The following is a 17,575-nucleotide window of genomic DNA, read 5'->3' on the forward strand; positions in this document are numbered from 1 at the left end:
TGAAAAGAAAATTAAATTAGTTGAAACATACATATAATTTGCAGGCTATATATGCAGAAAGGCATCGAAAATACATTACACTATGGAGGAAAAAATGAACATATTAAACGACATGAAAGTAAGCCTTAAATTAAGTATACTAATTGTTATTTCATTCTTATCCATGAGTATTATAGGATATACAGGATATTATTATCTTCAGCAGTCAAATGCAGATATTAACTCAATGTATGAGGATCAATTAGTGCCAATTGCTCTTATAAATGCAAATCGTGCTCATATTAATAAAGTTAATGGAGCTATACTGGAATTAATGATTACAACGGATAATAATAGAAATAACGAGCTAAAAAAGATTATAGATGAGCAGGTAAAAGCCTTTAATGAAAATATGGTAGAGCTTGAAAAAGCCAATTTAGATGAGAAGGCAAAGGAACAGTTAAATGGGATTAAAACAACCATAGGAAAGTATCGCGTTGCTAGACAACCAGTTATTGACTTGGCGCTTCAAAATAAAAATGTAGAAGCGTATGCACTCTACGTTGCTACGGTGGAATCAGTAGCGAGTGACACGATTAATAAATGCACAGACCTTTCAACATATAGTGTCCAAATGGCAAAACAAACACACGAGGATAGTAAAATATCATTCGAAAGATCAAAACATATTGCCATTGGCATTATTCTAGTATCCTTACTTATTTTAGGATTGAGTGGGTGGTATATAACCAAAATTATAGCCAATCCGTTAAATACAATGGTGTTGATTTGTAACGAATTTGCAGCAGGTGATTTTCGAGATAAAACGCGAAGAATTCTTAGAAAAGACGAAATTGGTCAAGTGGGCGATGCTTTGGCGGGTATGCGTGTCTCTATTCGAAATTTGATGAAACAGATCAGTGATTCTTCTGAGCAATTGGCAGCCTCATCGGAGGAATTGACTGCTAGTGCAGATCAATCGGCTCAAGCTGCAAACCAAGTGGCTGCATCCATTACCGACGTGGCACATGGTGCAGAAAAACAATTAAGTGTGGCGGATAACACATCAGCTGTGGTTCAGCAGATGTCAGTTACTATCCAGCAAGTTGCTGTCAATGCCAATGAAGTATCTGATCAATCAGCACAGGCTGCAAATAAGGCAAATGAAGGTAATACGTTAGTGGATAAGGCGATCAATCAGATGTCACACATAGAACAGACTGTTAATACCTCGGCTTTAGTAGTAGCAAAATTGGGAGAGCGTTCTAAGGAAATTGGGCAGATTGTAGATACGATCTCTGGTATTGCTAGTCAGACAAACTTATTAGCTTTAAATGCTGCTATCGAAGCAGCGCGTGCGGGAGAACAAGGCCGTGGCTTTGCTGTAGTGGCAGAAGAAGTTCGTAAGTTAGCAGAACAATCGCAAGATGCAGCTAAGCATATTGCCGAACTGATTGGCGAAATTCAAGGAGATACTGACAAAGCAGTAATAGCAATGAATGATGGTACTCGCGAAGTTAAGCTGGGGGCAGAAGTAGTAAATGATAGTGGCAAGGCTTTCCAGGAAATTGCATTTCTGATAAACAAAGTATCTGACCAAACAAAAGAAATATCAACCGCCATAGAGCAGATGGCGATTAATGGTCAACACATTGTTGGCTCAGTAAAGCAAATTGATGAACTGAGTAAAAAGGCCTCTGGAGAAGCGCAGACCGTATCTGCCGCAACACAAGAGCAATCTGCATCTATGGAAGAAATCGCTTCATCCAGCCAAGCGCTAGCCCATTTAGCAATGAATCTTCGGGAAGCTGTTAGTAAATTTCAAGTGTAATTAAATATGTCCTACTTATGACGATATCAGCTTCAAGTTGATATTTAGTTAAGAGAATAGATAAAAAATCGTATAAAAAAATTGAAACAATGCCTTAGGAAGAATGATCCTAGGGCATTGTTTTATTTTGTATCGGTATTTCGTTTCTTTATCTACTGAACGAATTTATGTAATCTTTAGTATAAATTACATGTAAATGTAACTTGACAGTCACAATTCTGTTACATTTCTACTCTATAATTAAAATAACAAATAAAGGAGTGATTTCTTATGAAAAATATAGCTAAAAAAATAGCGGTTTTATCAATGGTTGGTATGATGCAAATCGGTTTTGGTGCATCCGTAATAGAAGCTTCACCACTACATAATCAGCCCCCTGTGCAAGAGCAAGATGATCGACATGATAATCATGATCAGGGTCAAGATCGACATGAAAGAGAACGTGCAGAAAGGGAACGGCATGAAAGAGAAATGAGACGACGTCCTCATGAAGGCGAACGAGAATGGCATGAACGTCAAAATCGAGAAAATGAACGACACGAAGAAAACTTGAGACGAATTGCTCATGATATTTTAGACCTAATTCATGATTAACTAAAGAATTAGCATCTAACTTTAAATTAGCTGAAGTCTATAAAAGATTTAGCGTATTTATACGCTAAGTCTTTTAATGGATTTTTTTTTAGGGTGACTAAAATAGAATTTTGTGATAGAATGCAAGTATACATAACAAGTTTATGTTTAATTATGGAAAAGGAGAATGAGAAATGTTTAAACGAAATGTAAGGATCTTATTGGCTGCCAGTTTATTACTTATTGTAGCTTTAGTTGCAGGGTGTGGTGGTGGTTCAGGCCTTCAGCGTGTACCTGGACTTAGCCCGACGGAAACAGTGACTACTTTTTTTGATGCCGCTAAGAATAACCGTATGGAAGAAGCTAGTTTGTATGTTTCTGCTGCCTCAAAAAGCGATCCCAAAACAGTGGTAAAATTTATGACTGGGCAATCAGAATTAACACAAATCAAGAATTCTAATATTATGTCAGTCAAACAAGTAGCCCAACAAGGGAACTATGCAGCTCTTTTGGTAACAACACAAGAACAGAATACTTTCAAGATTAATATGAAACCAGTCGGATTAGAAAAAGTAAATGGTGAGTGGTATATTATAGATTTTGATCAAATCTATACAGATGCTAAATATAAAGTCTTGCAGCAATTGCTGGCGAATCTATAATAAGAGGAAAGTCTTATAAGGGCTTACCTTGGATTAGACTGCAAACTCTGGTAAAATAGTGTATACTATTTTACCAGAGTTTTTTTGCATTGGATGAGAAAAGATAAGAGTGAAGATCAGATTTTCTTGAAAATAATTGAAGATTTACTTTTCACTAGTGGATATTTTTAGTATAGTAGTGAATGAGTTGATAAAACAGTAGGAGCTGGATGCTATGCATTTTTCATATTATATGCCGACGAAAATACATTTTGGTTGTGGTGAGTTTGAAAAGGCTCCCGCTTATATTGGAATGGTTGGTAAAAGAGTGCTCATTGTAACAGGCAAATATGCTATGAAGAAGTATGGATTTACTAAGATATTAGTAGAGGGACTTACTTCTTTAGGGATACAGTCTGCATTATTTGAAGGTGTTAGTGCCAACCCTCTAGCTAGCGAAGTCAACCAGTGTGTTGAAAAATTTGCAAACTGGCAACCCGATGTTGTAGTAGCCCTTGGCGGGGGAAGTGCGATTGATGCTGGCAAGGGAATTGTTCTTGGGTTATCAACTAGGGAAAAAGTAGAACCTTATTTATTAGGGCAATCTCCCATCACCCATGTTGATATTCCTCTGATTGCCATTCCTACGACAGCTGGTACAGGGTCGGAAACCAATTGGGCGGCGATTTTAACGGATGAGTACAGTGGAATAAAAACCAGTTTTCGTCATAAGGGGCTCTTTCCCTGTATGGCAATTGTGGATCCGCAGTTAACAGTGTCTTTATTGCCTGGAAATACTGTAGAGACTGGTTTTGATGTATTTGCTCATGCTGTTGAAACCTATATATCGAAAAGTGGGGTAGCCCCCTTAATTGCCACTCATTCACTGGCCGCCATACGATTGGTTGGACAATATCTGCCTCAAGTGCTTATAAATGGTCAAGATATAACAGCCCGTACCAATATGATGTATGCCAGTATGCTGATGGGCTTTAATCTAGCTAATTCTAGTACCTGTTTACCCCATCGGTTGCAATATCCGATTGGAGTAAAAACGAATAGTAGTCATGGTAGTGGATTGATGGCGCTATTTAAGAGTTGGTTAGATATTACCTATGAGATTTCGGAAGAAAAGTTTAATTGTATTGGAGAGGCATTAAGTGGTAATCCTTGCAGGAATAAGGAGGAATTTATGCTGGCATACCAGCAATTTACCCAAAGTATACATAGGAATGGGAGTTTGGCAGATTTTTCTTTAGGAAAAGAGGATATACGCTATTTGGCTAGTAAAGTAACAGGGAGCTTAGCCAATGATCCTGCAGGGGAGATCCCTGAAATTGTAGAGAAGATATATAATGGAGCATGTAAATGAGTACTTTGGCAGAGGAAATCGTCAAAAAGGATAAATCCGGGAGCAAGGCATTACCCTATCTTATGGTGTTGCGTCCCAAGCAATGGACAAAAAATTTATTAGTATTTGCTGCTTTGATTTTTTCAATCAAAACAGTAAATATACATATGCTGCTAAAGGCGGTAGTCGGTTTTGCCTTATTTTGCATTGTATCAAGCTGTGTTTACATAATAAATGACTACATGGATCGTGAAGCGGATAGTCGGCATCCAGAAAAAAAGTATCGTCCCATTGCTTCGGGGAGATTAGACCCTATTAGAGCACTGGTATTTGGGAGTACCTTATTATGTTGCGCTCTTGGTATGGCCTACTTGTTAGATCCTTGGTTTAGCCTGCTGCTTTTTGGATATTTTATGATTAACGTAGCTTATTCGATTAAATTAAAACAGGTTGTAATTGTTGATATTATGGTAATTGCCTTTGGTTTTGTTTTGCGTGCCATTGGCGGAGGATTGGTAATCGATGTTTCCTTCACCCCTTGGTTTTTAATCTGTACTATGTTGCTAGCCTTGTTTTTAGCGATTAGCAAACGTAGGCATGAATTGTATTTGCTAAGCGAGAATAAGGGAGAGCACCGTAAAGTTTTAGAGCAATACTCTCCTGAATTGTTAAATCAATTAAATAGTATTGTTACTACTGCAGCCATTATGAGTTACTCTTTATTTACCTTTACATCAGGCCACACGATTCAATTGATGTGGACCATACCACTAGTTATGTATGGAATTTTCCGTTATTTATATTTAATACACATGAAGGGAAAAGGTGGCAGGCCAGAAAAAGTATTAGTAGAAGATGGTCATATTCTCGCTACCGTGTCGTTATTTGCTATTATGGTTGCTAGTATCTTATATTATTTTGAATAGATAATCATATAACTTTTAGGTAAAATATTGGTTACTTGATAAATTGTCATAGTAGGGTCAATAAAAAGTGAGGTACTATTGTAATGAAAGATTTGTTATTAATTCTTATATCAGTAGCCATAGGGGCAGTAGGACAAATTGCCTTTAAATTTGGTGCTATGCAAATGGTAGAAAACCCGGGTATCACCTTATTAGAAAAAATTAAATGGCCGATCGTTCTAGGCTTATTTTTATATGGTATTAGTACTATTATATGGATCATGGCATTGAAAAAAGTGGAGCTTAGTTATGCCTACCCTATGGTGAGTCTTGGCTACGTTTTTGTATTTATTGCGTCTTATTTTATTTTCCATGAGCCAATTAATTGGCTGCGAATTGGTGGTATGCTATTTATTTTGGCTGGCATTACTCTTGTTGCCAAGTCCTAATGGGAGGATGTTAGATTGGATTATAAATATGCCGTAATGCCCGTTTTTGCCTGGTTGGTAGCAGGATCGGTAAAATTTGTAGTGAATTATATTCGTTTTCGCAAAGAGGCTGTCAACTTAATCGGTAATGGAGGATTTCCCAGTACCCATACAACAGTAATAAGTAGTACGGTATTTTTCATTGGTTTTACTGAGGGGATTGCTACGCCTATGTTTAGTCTAGGATTGGCAGTACTGATGATTACCATGTTTGATGCCATGGGAATTCGACGTGCGGTAGGTAAACATGCTAGTATGATCAATCAGTACGTCACGGCAGATTCTAGCAAAACATTAAGAGAACGGCAAGGTCATACACCTATCGAAATCTTGGGGGGCCTTAGTACAGGTTTTTTAGTAGCTTTTTTATTACATAGTATCTAAGGCGCTTATGTTAGGGGGCAATCGATGTTAGTTACTTTTTCTTTTATTTTAGGATTAACCTTTTTAGCGTTTATGTTTTTTATCTTATTATTCTCAGCCATTAGTTTTGGCCTAGGGATGTCCTTAGTGCCATTACATATATGGATGGCGACTATCTGTAGTCTGATTTTTGCCTATGGTATTACAACTTCTTATGATAAAAAAAACGCAAGCAAGACATTTGCCAATGTTGGAATTAGTGCAATACTAATCATGGTTTTTCTTACGTATGTCAGCGGCATGTTTTATGATATATCCTATGATGGACAAGTTTATCATCAAGAGGCGGTGATTCAACTAGCGAATCACTGGAATCCATTTCAACAGTACTTGTTAAAAGAACAATCCCAATCTGCTATGTTACTAAATCATTATGCCAAAGGCCCTTGGGTGTACGAAGCGGCCTTATATACAGTCACTGGGCAAATCGAGCAAAGCAAAGCTTTTAATTTCTTAGCAATGATAGCATCTTTTTTACTAACATTCTCAACAATGAAAGGTAGTAGTAAATGGAGTACCAAGCAATCTTCATTATTTAGCTTGTTATTGGCCTTAAATCCTGTAAGTATTTATCAGGCGTTAAGTTTTTATATAGATGGACAGTTAGCGTCTTTAATGCTATGTTTGTTAGCTTTATCATATCGGATCTTTGTCCAATATGATAAATTCGTTTTAATTGGTTTTATTATGACAATTGGCTTATTGGTTAATGTTAAATTTACTGGTATTGTTTATGCAATTGCTTGTATTGGTCTCTTAGGTGGATGGTTGTGGTTAAGTAAGAAGAAAAAAACTTGCAATGATCTTGGGAAAACAGCAATCATCGGGTTAATTTTAGGCATTTGTGTTATAGGCTATAATCCTTATATGACCAATAGTATTTTTTATGGGCATCCCTTTTATCCCCTATATGGTGCAGGTTCTAACTCTATGGATATTATGACGAGCAATTCACCAAAGAGCTTTTTACAGCTGAATGCAGCTCAGAAATTATATGTTGCTAATTTTTCTATGTCCACAAATAAGTTTGATATAGAAGAGCCTCAAATAAAAATACCTTTTAGTGTAACCGCGCAAGAATTGAGGCCTTTTGTCTATGGAGCGGATATTCGTATTGGCGGTTTTGGACCTTGGTTTAGTGGTATGGTAGTAATTGGCGGCATCATATTGTTGTTGCTATTTATTTTTTCAAAGAAGGATGCTCTTTGTGGTGTAGGTTTTGTTATGAGTATTATGCTGACGGCCTTGATAAATCCTGAAGCTTGGTGGGCTAGATATGTACCTCAAATTTGGCTAGCGCTTATTTGCCTTGCAATCGTGGCTTGGTCTAGCAATCAAAAAGTAATACGGTATTTAGGGGGAGCGCTAGTCGGAGCTGCGGTAATAAATCTTGCTATCATTACTTATCCCTATGCTCTTGGCAATTATTACTGCACCCAAGCTCTGCGTCAAGAACTAACTGAAATAGCCATGTATCATAACCCAATTAAGGTACGTTTTGGCGAGTTTACGTCGAATTATGTTAGATTTGGCCAACATAATATTACTTATGTGGATGCTCCAGCAGATATTGCTGATATAAATATAGAAGTTCTTAGGTATAATTATTTGACAGCAGCAGCTAAAAAACAAGCTTTAGCAAGTATTTTTGTGTTGGGAAGGATGGACGAAAATGAAAAATAAAAAAGGAATCCTAGTAGCATTGTTATTCCTGCTACTAGTTATTAATGTTCCAGTTTATGCGCAAACGATAATGTATGTCCCTTTTGATAATCGACCCGTTAGTTATGAGTATGTTAAAGATACAGTAGAAAAAGGTGGATTTGAAATACTGGTTCCGCCTGAGGAGTATTTAGCAGCTAGAACAAGGAATGCTAATCCCGATCAATTATGGGAATGGGTATTTGCTCATGCAAAAGAAGCTGACAGAGTCGTTGTGTCAGCCGATGCTCTTATCTATGGTGGCTTAGTTGCCTCAAGAACTCATGAAATAGACGAAGACATATTGCTAAAAAGGACAGAAAACTTTAAAAAACTAAAAAAACTTAACCCATCATTAAAGCTATATGTATTTAGTACCATTATGCGCAGCCCTCATGCATCTAGTGGCGGGGTTGAGCCAGCTTACTATGAAACATATGGCCCGGCAATTTTTCGTATTCATGCTTTGCGGGATAAAAGTGAAATACAAACATTAACCCATCAAGAACAAGAGGAGTTAAAGGAACTCATTGCACAAGTCCCGACTGATGTAATGGTGAATTGGTTAAACCGACGTGATAAAAATTATGACGTGAATGTAAAGCTGATTCAGGAAGTAAAAGAAGATGTATTTAATTATTTGTTGCTTGGTCGTGATGATTGTTCGCCACTTTCTAGATCTCATCAAGAATCTAGATGGCTAGAAAAAGAAACGGCTGATTTACCTGCTAGTAAATATTTGTCCTTTCCTGGAGCGGATCAGCTAGGTATGGTCATGTTGGCTAGAGCAGCAAATGACCTTACCTTTACTATACCTTCTGTAGCTGTCATCTATACACAAGGTGTTGGTGACCAGACGATTCCTTCTTATGAAGATACTCCTGTAGGAAAAAATGTTCGTGATCATTTGATTGCAGCAGGATTTTTACCTTTACTTTCCGATAAAAAAGCGGATATGATTTTGGCAGTTAATACGCCTGCTGATGGTTGGACGAGGGAAGCAGGCGTGGAAGCAAATAAAGTAGAAGCAAATAAAGAAACGCTTGCTTTTGTTAAACAGATGCAAGCCTACTTGCTTGCTAAACGAAAAGTTGCCGTGGCAGATATCTCCTTTGCCAACGGATCAGATAATGCGCTATTATATGAAATGACGAAGAGTAAAATGTTGCCCCAGTTAGAATCCTATTCGGGCTGGAATACAGCTAGCAACACAATTGGTTATACCATTGGACAGGCGGCCTTTGCCCAGCGGATGACAACAGCCAATAAAAACAATCTGATAGCTATTCGTCTACTAGATGATTGGGCCTATCAGGCAAATATACGTGGGGCACTTACGAAAGAAGTATTAACCCCCGCAGGACACAGTAATGTACAATTAGACGAAATGCTGCCTACTCTAACTAAGGATGCGACAGAGCGTATGCAAGCCTTTAGTATGCAAAATTTAAAAACCTTTTCGTTGAAACAGATAGAAGTTTCTTTTCCTTGGAATCGCATGTTTGAGATAGACATTAAGGCAAAATAGTAATTATAAGAAAAGACTTGGCTTGTGCCAAGTCCTCGGACGCAGGCAGAAGCCTTAGTCGTTCTTACTTGGAATCAAGAAAGTGTTATACTTTCTGATTCCGTAAAATAAGAAAGAGATCAGTGGATATCAAAATCTGCTGATCTCTTTCTATTATTCTGTGTTTATTAAGAAGAAGGGGTTATTTTAGTGTCTTTTTTTTGACTCAAGAAACAATACTCTTACAAACTTTTTTATATTAATGTGTGTATTACCAATCGAAGGCTTACTATTATTTTGTAAGTTGAGCATTATTTTTCTCACTTCGGTAAAATCAAAAAACTTTGGAGCGTATTCTTCAAAACTAGGATTAGTATAATCAGTAACGCCAAGAGATGCTAAGTGAGTGAGTCCTTGGAAGATTGTTCTTCGTACTCGTTGTTCCATGGCTTTAGATTCCTTCTTTATGTCATTTAGATCTGAAATTTCTGCACCTAGCTTTTTTATTGCTACGCTGGTGAAAATTTCTTTTAAGGAAGGGAGTTCATGTTCAAGAGGGTGTTCACTTTCATATTGATATAAAAAGTCCAACATGCCTAATAAATCATTACTGCCACTTTCGCCAATCATTCCCAATTCAGCAAGCAGGTATTGACCTGAGGTACTTACGATATTTTTGGTTGGCGTAACTGGTGCTGTGTTACTATGGATAATTTTTTCTGAACTTAGCACATTTAAATTCTTTTCAATATTGCATATCACATTTTGTAGTCGAATGTGTTCTGTCACATTTTGAATGATACTGATTACCTCAAGCCGATTAATCGGTTTCGTAATATAGTAATGCACACCAAGAGAATAGGCATTACCAATCATCTCCTTATCCTCCACTTGAGAAAGCATAATGATTTTACCATGGAAGGTAGGTGTCAATTCACGAACCGTTTGAATTCCATCTCTTATCGGCATTAATAAATCAATAAGCAAGATATCAACTGCTTTGATGGTTAACAATTTTCCATCGATAGCAGCACCATTTTCTGCTTCACCGACTACTTCTCCGAGATCATAATCTTCTATTATTTCTGCCAACATAGATCGGATTGCTTCATCATCATCAACAATAAAAAAACGCATTGTATTATCCTTCCTTTATTACACTGTGTAGTGGTAGTTGTATGGTGAAAACCGTTTTATCATTAGGAATATCTTCTAGTGCAATACTGCCTTGCAGGCTATTTGCTAAATCTTTAATATAAGGCAAGCCCATACCAGTTGAGGGATTACCTGTTAGATCAAACTTAGTTGTATAGCCAGGTTTGAAAATAAGACTCCTTTTTTTTGGTGGGATGCCTGGTCCAGTATCGGTCACACGAAATACTATATTTTCGTTGATGCTATAAATAGACAGTTTGATTAAACCAGAGTCTTTAATGGCCTCTACAGCATTGGAAACCAAATTGTTCACAAGTGATAAAACAGTATAGACATGTAATGGTGGTAGCAAATCTTCAACCTGTAAATCAAAGGTAATTGTCTTGTGTAAGGAGCGAGCATATTTTTGGTGTGATTGTATAATAATCTCCGCCAGTTCGGAGGCCGTCATATAGTCATGTAATTTCTTTTCCGAGATTAACTGGGTAAGGCTGGCATAGATACGTTGATTATCTTTTTTGATTTCATGTACTTGACCAGCAATTCCTAATAGGGTTTGTGCTAATTGATTCTGATTGATTGGCATGTGGTTGTCCTGTAAATCCTTATAGAGATTATAACAATCTCGCGTGATATTTTCTGCATTTTGTAGGGATTTTCTAACGTGAATGCCTTCTTCGTAGAGAGCAGAAATAAGCATCAGTAGATGCTTATTTTGCTCTCTTTGTTGCTCTGCTGCTAGTTCTGCATGACGTAAATTTATGATAAAAAAGAAACTTAAAATAAAAAAACTGCGAATAACAGCAATAATTAAAATTTTACTGATAATGGGAAAAGCAATGATATCCGTTGCACTGGAATAGGTCAGTGAAAGCATAAGTTCCAGCATACTAGCGGTGATTTCAGCAATAATGGATAATAGTCCAATACCCAGCGGTTGGTTATATAAATCATGGGCTTTCGTCAATTGAAAAATAAGAGAATATACTACGTAATAAAAAAATGCTGGAATATGAAGCAGAAAACTAGAGGCGATGGTACTATCAATAGTAATCCAGTCCAATGCCATGCGAAAAACTAGAACGGACAATCCGACTAATAATCCGGAAAATACGAAGGAGGTATTGCGCTGCCATAATAAAAAAAATAAAAATGCCGGTGATCCGAAACTAACGCGAAAGGAACTAAATTCACTGTCAAAGGGATAAAACTTAAGTTCACCAGCTAAGGGAACAATTAGAACCATTAACAAAAGAGCAAACCATTTTTTTTTCATTAGATACCTTCCTTAGAGGAGAATCATGATGCGTGTAATTACAGCTACTGTGAGTTATATTGTATTACAGTCGATCTATTTATACATTATACAGAATAACAGAAAAAAATGTAGCCTTCTACAATTTTTTTTAAAATTTTCAGAAAGTTTGTAGGTTTATCTCGGATTATATAGGTTGTGTGATAAATTTGAATTGTAGAAGTTGTCTCATAGATTCGCAAGCAATATTTTTTCCATCATACCAAAGATTATAGAGAGGAAGATGAAAAATGAAGAAAATTAAGTTTGGTTTAGGAACACAGATTCTCATTGGACTTATATTAGGGGTTGCAGTAGGCGCTGCTTTTTATGGAGATCCGGCAATTGAAGGATATCTGAAACCCATAGGCGATATGTTCATCCGGTTGATTAAAATGATTGTGGTACCAATTGTCGTGTCCTCGCTGGTAGTTGGGATTGCAGGCGTTGGTGATGCAAAGAAATTGGGGAAAATAGGCGGTAAAACCATTCTTTTCTTTGAAGTCGTGACTACGATTGCCATCGTTATGGGGCTTATCATTGCAAATGTTGTCAAACCAGGAATTGGTATTGAGAACATCGGTAGTCTTGCTAAGACGAATATTGCCAGTTATGTAAATACTGCAGAAAGTGCAGGCCATCATAGTTTTGCTGATACCTTTGTCAATGTTGTTCCTACGAATGTGTTTGACGTACTTGCGAAAGGCGATATGCTTGCTATTATATTCTTTTCCGTTATGTTTGGCTTAGGTCTTGCTTCTATTGGCGAGAAAGGCAAAACGGTTCTCAAGCTTTGTGAAGGCGTAATGGAAACCATGTTTTGGGTAACGAATCAAGTTATGAAATTTGCACCATTTGGCGTGTTTGCCCTCATTGGCTCTACTGTTGCTAAATTTGGTTTAAATTCATTGATTCCCTTAGGGAAACTTGTCATCACAGTGTATGGTGCTATGATATTGTTTGTCTTTTTGGTACTTGGTGTAATTGCTAAGCTTTACGGACTCAATATCATAAACTTCATTAAAGTACTAAAAGATGAACTAATTCTTGCCTATACGACAGCAAGTTCAGAAGCTGTTCTGCCTAATATCATGCAAAAGATGGAAAAGATGGGCTGTCCTAAAGCGATTACTTCCTTTGTCATCCCGACAGGATATTCTTTTAATTTGACTGGTTCTACCCTTTATCAGGCAATTGCGGCTATATTTCTAGCGCAATTATATGGAATTGATTTACCGATTAGCACCCAAATTAACTTAATGTTGGTACTGATGCTTACCTCTAAGGGCATAGCAGGTGTACCAGGTGTTTCCTTTGTTGTATTATTAGCGACTCTCGGCAGCGTAGGTATTCCTGCAGAAGGATTAGCTTTTATTGCTGGTGTTGACCGTTTTATGGATATGGCAAGGACAGTTGTTAATGTTATCGGTAACGCATTAGCTGCTGTAGTCATTTCTAAATGGGAAAAGCAGTATGATATTCAAAAAGAAGAAGAAGTGCTGCGGAAAATTGCTTAAATCACTGGTTTAGGTTCAAGGGGGTCGGATAATTCCAATGTTTTATATACATTGGAATTGTCCTACCGTCGCCCTTTTTCTGAAAGAAAGGATATTGTTTATAAAGAGTGCCGTTAAACCTGATGACGATAGGTAGCATTGCAACATTTCGTGGGGTCTTGATACAATCAAAATTTTTTCGTCGCATAATGTATACAAAATACTATATACATTATGCGGGAGTTATTTCAACCTAAACTAAATATTGAGAACCTTTTTAGGCTATTCTTCATTTTTCATAAAATATTTAATAGGAGGTATATGTGTTTGAATCATAAAGGAGTACGAGGTTTAATATGTATTTTTATTGGATTGATCATTTGGTTCAGTCCCATTCCTGAAGGTATAAAACCGGCAGCGTGGCACCTATTAGCTGTATTTACAGCGACTATAGTAGCCTTCATTTTGCAGCCAGTAGCTATCGGTACGGCATCAATCATTGGATTAACGACGGTGGTTATTACCCGTGTTCTTACCCCTGGACAAGCTCTTGAGGGGTTTAGCAATACAGTAATTTGGCTCATTGTGGCGGCGTTTATGTTTGCCAAGGGCTTTATTAAAACCGGCCTTGGTCGGCGCATTGCATATATTCTAATGAACAAATTTGGTGATAGTACTTTAAAATTGGCCTACACTATGGCTGCAACGGACTTTATCGCAGCACCATTTACCCCGTCTAACACTGCACGAGGGGGCGGAATTATTTATCCGATTACCCGTAGTTTGTGTACAGCATTTGAATCTGAACCTGGTGCTACAGCTGGTAAAGTAGGGAAATTTTTATTATTTAGTGCATACAATAGCGTTGTTATCTCAGCATCTGTTTTTTTGACTGGTGCATCGAATAATGTAGTTGTTATGAAGTTAACTCAGGAGTTATTTGGACAAACCATAACTTGGTCTCAATGGTTTATGGCTTGTATAGTACCAGGCATAGTTTGTACTATTCTTATACCATACATCTTGTATAAAATTTATCCGCCAGAATTGAAAAAAACACCAGAAGCTAAAGAAATGGCACGAAAAGAATTAATTAGTATGGGTGCCATGAGTCGAAGTGAAAAATTACTTTTATTAATTTTTAGTGGTGCTCTTGTTCTTTGGGCTACTAGTAGCATTACAGGTCTTGATTCAGCTTTTGTAGCTCTTTTGGGGTTATCCTTCATGCTTATTACTAATGTTCTCAATTGGGATGATGTTTTGGGTGAGAAAGGTGCTTGGGATGTGCTCATTTGGATGGGCGTTTTAGTTAACATGGCAGCATATCTTGCAAAGCTAGGTCTTATCACTTGGTTTGCCAAGCTTGTAGGAGCCCAATTGGTAGGGATTTCTTGGTTTACAGTGCTTATTGTTTTAAGTATTGTTTATACTTTTATCCATTATGGATTTGCCAGTAATACGGCACATGTGATGGCTCTTTTTAGTGCTTTTGCAACTGTTGCAGTAGCTGCTGGTGCCCCAGTGGTCCTAACCGCTATTCTTTTGGGGGTATTTGCAAATACATGCTCAACTTTGACTCATTACGCTTGTGGAGTTTCACCGATTTTCTTCGGCTCCGGTTACATTAGCCAAGGTGAGTGGTGGCGCATTGGTTTTCTTCTTTCTGTACTACATTTGGTAATATGGTTAGGGATTGGTGTGCCTTGGATGAAGGTTATTGGCATTTGGTAAACTTTTGTAATTGTTTACCAGTTAAAAATAAATAAGAATAACTTTATTAAATTATAGGGGGAAATAATTATGCATTTAGAACACGATTTTTTAGGTGAAATGGAAGTTCCCGACAATGTCTATTATGGTGTACAGACACTTCGAGCTATGGAAAATTTTAAGATTACAGGTCAGAAATTGGATTCGGATTTTATAAGTTCAATGGCAATTGTAAAGAAAGCAGCGGCAAAAGCCAATATGCTTACGGGCCGTTTGGATAAAATCATTGGGGAGGCCATTATTGCAGCTGCTGATGAAATTATTAGTGGGAAGTTACATGATCAATTTTGTGTTGATCCAATTCAAGGCGGTGCCGGTACGTCTGTAAATATGAATATGAATGAAGTGCTTTCTAATCGTGCATTGGAGTTAATCGGTGAGGAAAAAGGCAATTATGAACGTATTTCACCAAATAATCATGCCAATATGGCACAGTCAACAAATGATGCATTCCCAACTGCTATTAAGGTTTGCACAATTCGTAAAGGCCGTATTCTAGTTGCCACACTTCAAGAATTGGCGGCAGCCTTAGATGAGAAGGCAATCGAATTTAAGGACGTTCTCAAAATGGGTCGAACGCATCTGCAAGATGCAGTACCAATTACCATGGGACAAGAATTTGCAGCTTATGCTTCTTCTGTTCGACGTGGTGCTGGACGCGTGGAGGATGTACTGCGTCGTTTATATACGGTGAATATGGGAGCTACAGCTGTTGGTACTGGACTCAATGCAGAGCCTGAATATATTAGTGAAGTAGCTAAGCAATTATCCCAAATGACGCAAGAACCATTTGTAACAGCTGCTGATCTAGTCGATGCTACGAATAATACAGATGTTTTTGCCGATGTGTCAGGCGCAATGAAAATTACGGCCTTGGCTCTTATTAAAATAGCAAATGATTTTAGAATGATGGCTTCCGGTCCGAGATGTGGACTTAATGAATTGGATTTGCCAGCGCGTCAGCCTGGTTCATCCATTATGCCTGGCAAAGTAAATCCGGTGATTCCAGAGGTATTAAATCAGACTTGCTATCAGGTTATTGGTAATGATTTGGCTGTTACTCTCGGGGTTGAAAATGGACAGTTTGAATTAAATGTAATGGAACCAGTTATGGCATTTAATATTTTCAATTCTATGACCTACTTGACGAATGCTATTGATACATTTAGCAGATTATGTGTTAAAGGCGTAAAAGCAAAAAAAGAGCAATGTGAAGCATGGTTAGAGGGAAGTGTTGGTATTGTTACAGCACTATTACCTCATATTGGCTATGAAAATTCCTCAATGTTGGCTAAAGAAGCTTATAAGACTGGACGACCAGTAAGGGAACTCATTATCAAGAAAAAATTGTTGACTAGAGAGGCGATGGATATTATCTTGTCGCCAGAGGAAATGACTCAACCAGGTATTGCTGGTAAAAAGTTAGTAAATATGTAATGTTTGAAAAGGAAATACGCTTTGCTCTAGCAGCAAAGCGTATTTCTTTTTTTATTATGGGACAAATGAGTAGTCCTTATAAAGTATTACATGTCAAGGAATAACCAATTTAATATTATAGTCGTTAAAGAATTTCTTATACGTAGCATCAGGCTCTTTGTTGGTTACAAGAACTTGAATGCTTTTTAAATCGTAGTAGGTCATTAAGGAGACACGATCAAATTTGGTATTGTCAGCTAAGACAATGATTTGCTCAGAATTTTCAGAGACATATCTTTTGATGTCATATTCAAAGGATGAGGAATTTGTTAGACCTTTTTCAATTGAGAGCCCAGTTGTAGCAACAAAAGACTTTGAAATATTATATTGTTTTAGAGAATTGACTGCTTCTATGCCAATAAAAGAATTGGTTCTTCTTAAAAAAGTTCCGCCAGTACAGATTATATTTAGATTAGAGAAGGGAAGTGAGCTAGTGATTACATGCAAATTATTTGTGATTATAGTCAAATTCTTTCGTGCCGCTAAATGAGGTATCATGCACATTGTAGTGGTTCCAGAGTCGATGTAAATAATATCGCCATCCTCAACTAAATTGCTAGCTAAGCTCCCAATTTCTTGTTTTTCATCTTTGTTTTTTACTTCTCTTGACTCAAAAGGTTCTGTAGTTTTTGTGTCATTTAAGATAACTCCACCATAGACTTTCTTTATGTAATTTTGTTTCTCCAGTTCTTTAATATCTCTTCTAATCGTGTTTTTTGAGATACTAAACAAGCTGCAAAGCTCTTCAATGGATGCTCTGCCATTTTTGCGAAGATGATTTTGTAATGCACTTATTCGGTCTTCTTTCAACGAACATTCACCCCTGTTTTATCTTAAAATTAGTATCTTTGCTTATTTTACCTAAATAGGATATGGGAATAATTAGCAAATTAATTATATCATGATAAGTATGAGTTTCAACCACAATCGTTCCAAATTGGATCATCAAAAAAGCAGTTCTATTTACAGACAAACTATAATATCA

At 37.1% G+C, this 17,575-nt stretch carries 15 protein-coding genes; 12 read left to right on the plus strand and 3 right to left on the minus strand.

The annotated features are described in order from the left end of the window. The first annotated feature begins 94 nt into the window (after positions 1-94). The 9 genes from QSJ81_RS01720 to QSJ81_RS01760 all read left to right on the plus strand — a co-directional run bounded on the left by QSJ81_RS01720 (position 95) and on the right by QSJ81_RS01760 (position 9,420). Positions 95-1,810 carry a methyl-accepting chemotaxis protein gene (locus QSJ81_RS01720; RefSeq protein ID WP_285715685.1) on the plus strand — a complete coding sequence of 572 codons (1,716 nt, stop codon included), beginning with the start codon at positions 95-97 and terminating at the stop codon, positions 1,808-1,810. Between the two features lie 270 nt (positions 1,811-2,080). Beyond that, positions 2,081-2,404, plus strand: a complete 324-nt coding sequence (locus tag QSJ81_RS01725) for a hypothetical protein (RefSeq protein WP_285715686.1) — start codon at positions 2,081-2,083, stop codon at positions 2,402-2,404. A 173-nt stretch (positions 2,405-2,577) separates the two neighbouring features. Further along, positions 2,578-3,045, plus strand: a complete 468-nt coding sequence (locus QSJ81_RS01730; RefSeq protein ID WP_285715687.1) for a hypothetical protein — start codon at positions 2,578-2,580, stop codon at positions 3,043-3,045. Between the two features lie 214 nt (positions 3,046-3,259). Next, positions 3,260-4,396, plus strand: coding sequence for an iron-containing alcohol dehydrogenase (locus QSJ81_RS01735; protein ID WP_285715688.1), 1,137 nt, complete (start codon positions 3,260-3,262; stop codon positions 4,394-4,396). Next, positions 4,393-5,301, plus strand: coding sequence for a decaprenyl-phosphate phosphoribosyltransferase (locus QSJ81_RS01740; protein WP_285715689.1), 909 nt, complete (start codon positions 4,393-4,395; stop codon positions 5,299-5,301). Before QSJ81_RS01735 ends, QSJ81_RS01740 begins: the two co-directional genes overlap by 4 nt. A gap of 83 nt (positions 5,302-5,384) precedes the next feature. Beyond that, a complete protein-coding gene (locus tag QSJ81_RS01745) occupies positions 5,385-5,729 on the plus strand; it encodes an SMR family transporter (RefSeq protein ID WP_285715690.1) in 345 nt (114 codons plus the stop codon). Between the two features lie 15 nt (positions 5,730-5,744). Continuing rightward, a complete protein-coding gene (locus QSJ81_RS01750) occupies positions 5,745-6,152 on the plus strand; it encodes a divergent PAP2 family protein (protein ID WP_285715691.1) in 408 nt (135 codons plus the stop codon). 24 nt (positions 6,153-6,176) lie between these two features. Further along, the gene (locus QSJ81_RS01755; protein WP_285715692.1) at positions 6,177-7,874 is read left to right on the plus strand and encodes a hypothetical protein; all 1,698 of its coding nucleotides are present in this window, start codon (positions 6,177-6,179) and stop codon (positions 7,872-7,874) included. Continuing rightward, positions 7,864-9,420, plus strand: a complete 1,557-nt coding sequence (locus QSJ81_RS01760; protein ID WP_285715693.1) for a DUF4127 family protein — start codon at positions 7,864-7,866, stop codon at positions 9,418-9,420. Before QSJ81_RS01755 ends, QSJ81_RS01760 begins: the two co-directional genes overlap by 11 nt. A gap of 186 nt (positions 9,421-9,606) precedes the next feature. Here the strand turns inward: QSJ81_RS01760 and QSJ81_RS01765 are convergent, their stop codons facing one another. Then, a complete protein-coding gene (locus QSJ81_RS01765; RefSeq protein ID WP_285715694.1) occupies positions 9,607-10,536 on the minus strand; it encodes a DNA-binding domain-containing protein in 930 nt (309 codons plus the stop codon). A gap of 4 nt (positions 10,537-10,540) precedes the next feature. After that, on the minus strand, positions 10,541-11,830 hold the full coding sequence (locus tag QSJ81_RS01770; protein WP_285715695.1) for an ATP-binding protein: 1,290 nt from the start codon (positions 11,828-11,830) through the stop codon (positions 10,541-10,543). Positions 11,831-12,099: 269 nt separating this feature from the next. On the opposite strand from QSJ81_RS01770, the gene QSJ81_RS01775 reads away from it, so the two are divergent. The 3 genes from QSJ81_RS01775 (at position 12,100) to QSJ81_RS01785 (ending at position 16,551) form a co-directional block, all read left to right on the plus strand. Further along, entirely contained in the window at positions 12,100-13,365 is a 1,266-nt protein-coding gene (locus QSJ81_RS01775; protein WP_285715696.1) for a cation:dicarboxylate symporter family transporter, read from the plus strand. A gap of 306 nt (positions 13,366-13,671) precedes the next feature. Further along, positions 13,672-15,075: a DASS family sodium-coupled anion symporter gene (locus tag QSJ81_RS01780; protein WP_285715697.1), complete on the plus strand. Its 1,404-nt coding sequence runs from the start codon at positions 13,672-13,674 to the stop codon at positions 15,073-15,075. 69 nt (positions 15,076-15,144) lie between these two features. Further along, positions 15,145-16,551 carry an aspartate ammonia-lyase gene (locus tag QSJ81_RS01785; RefSeq protein ID WP_285715698.1) on the plus strand — a complete coding sequence of 469 codons (1,407 nt, stop codon included), beginning with the start codon at positions 15,145-15,147 and terminating at the stop codon, positions 16,549-16,551. A 93-nt stretch (positions 16,552-16,644) separates the two neighbouring features. On the opposite strand, the gene QSJ81_RS01790 is transcribed toward QSJ81_RS01785, so the two are convergent. Next, positions 16,645-17,400, minus strand: a complete 756-nt coding sequence (locus QSJ81_RS01790) for a DeoR/GlpR family DNA-binding transcription regulator (protein WP_285715699.1) — start codon at positions 17,398-17,400, stop codon at positions 16,645-16,647. Positions 17,401-17,575 lie beyond the last annotated feature (175 nt).

It is taken from the genome of Pelosinus sp. IPA-1, assembly GCF_030269905.1.
In the GTDB taxonomy this organism is placed as follows: Bacteria; Bacillota; Negativicutes; order DSM-13327; family DSM-13327; genus Pelosinus.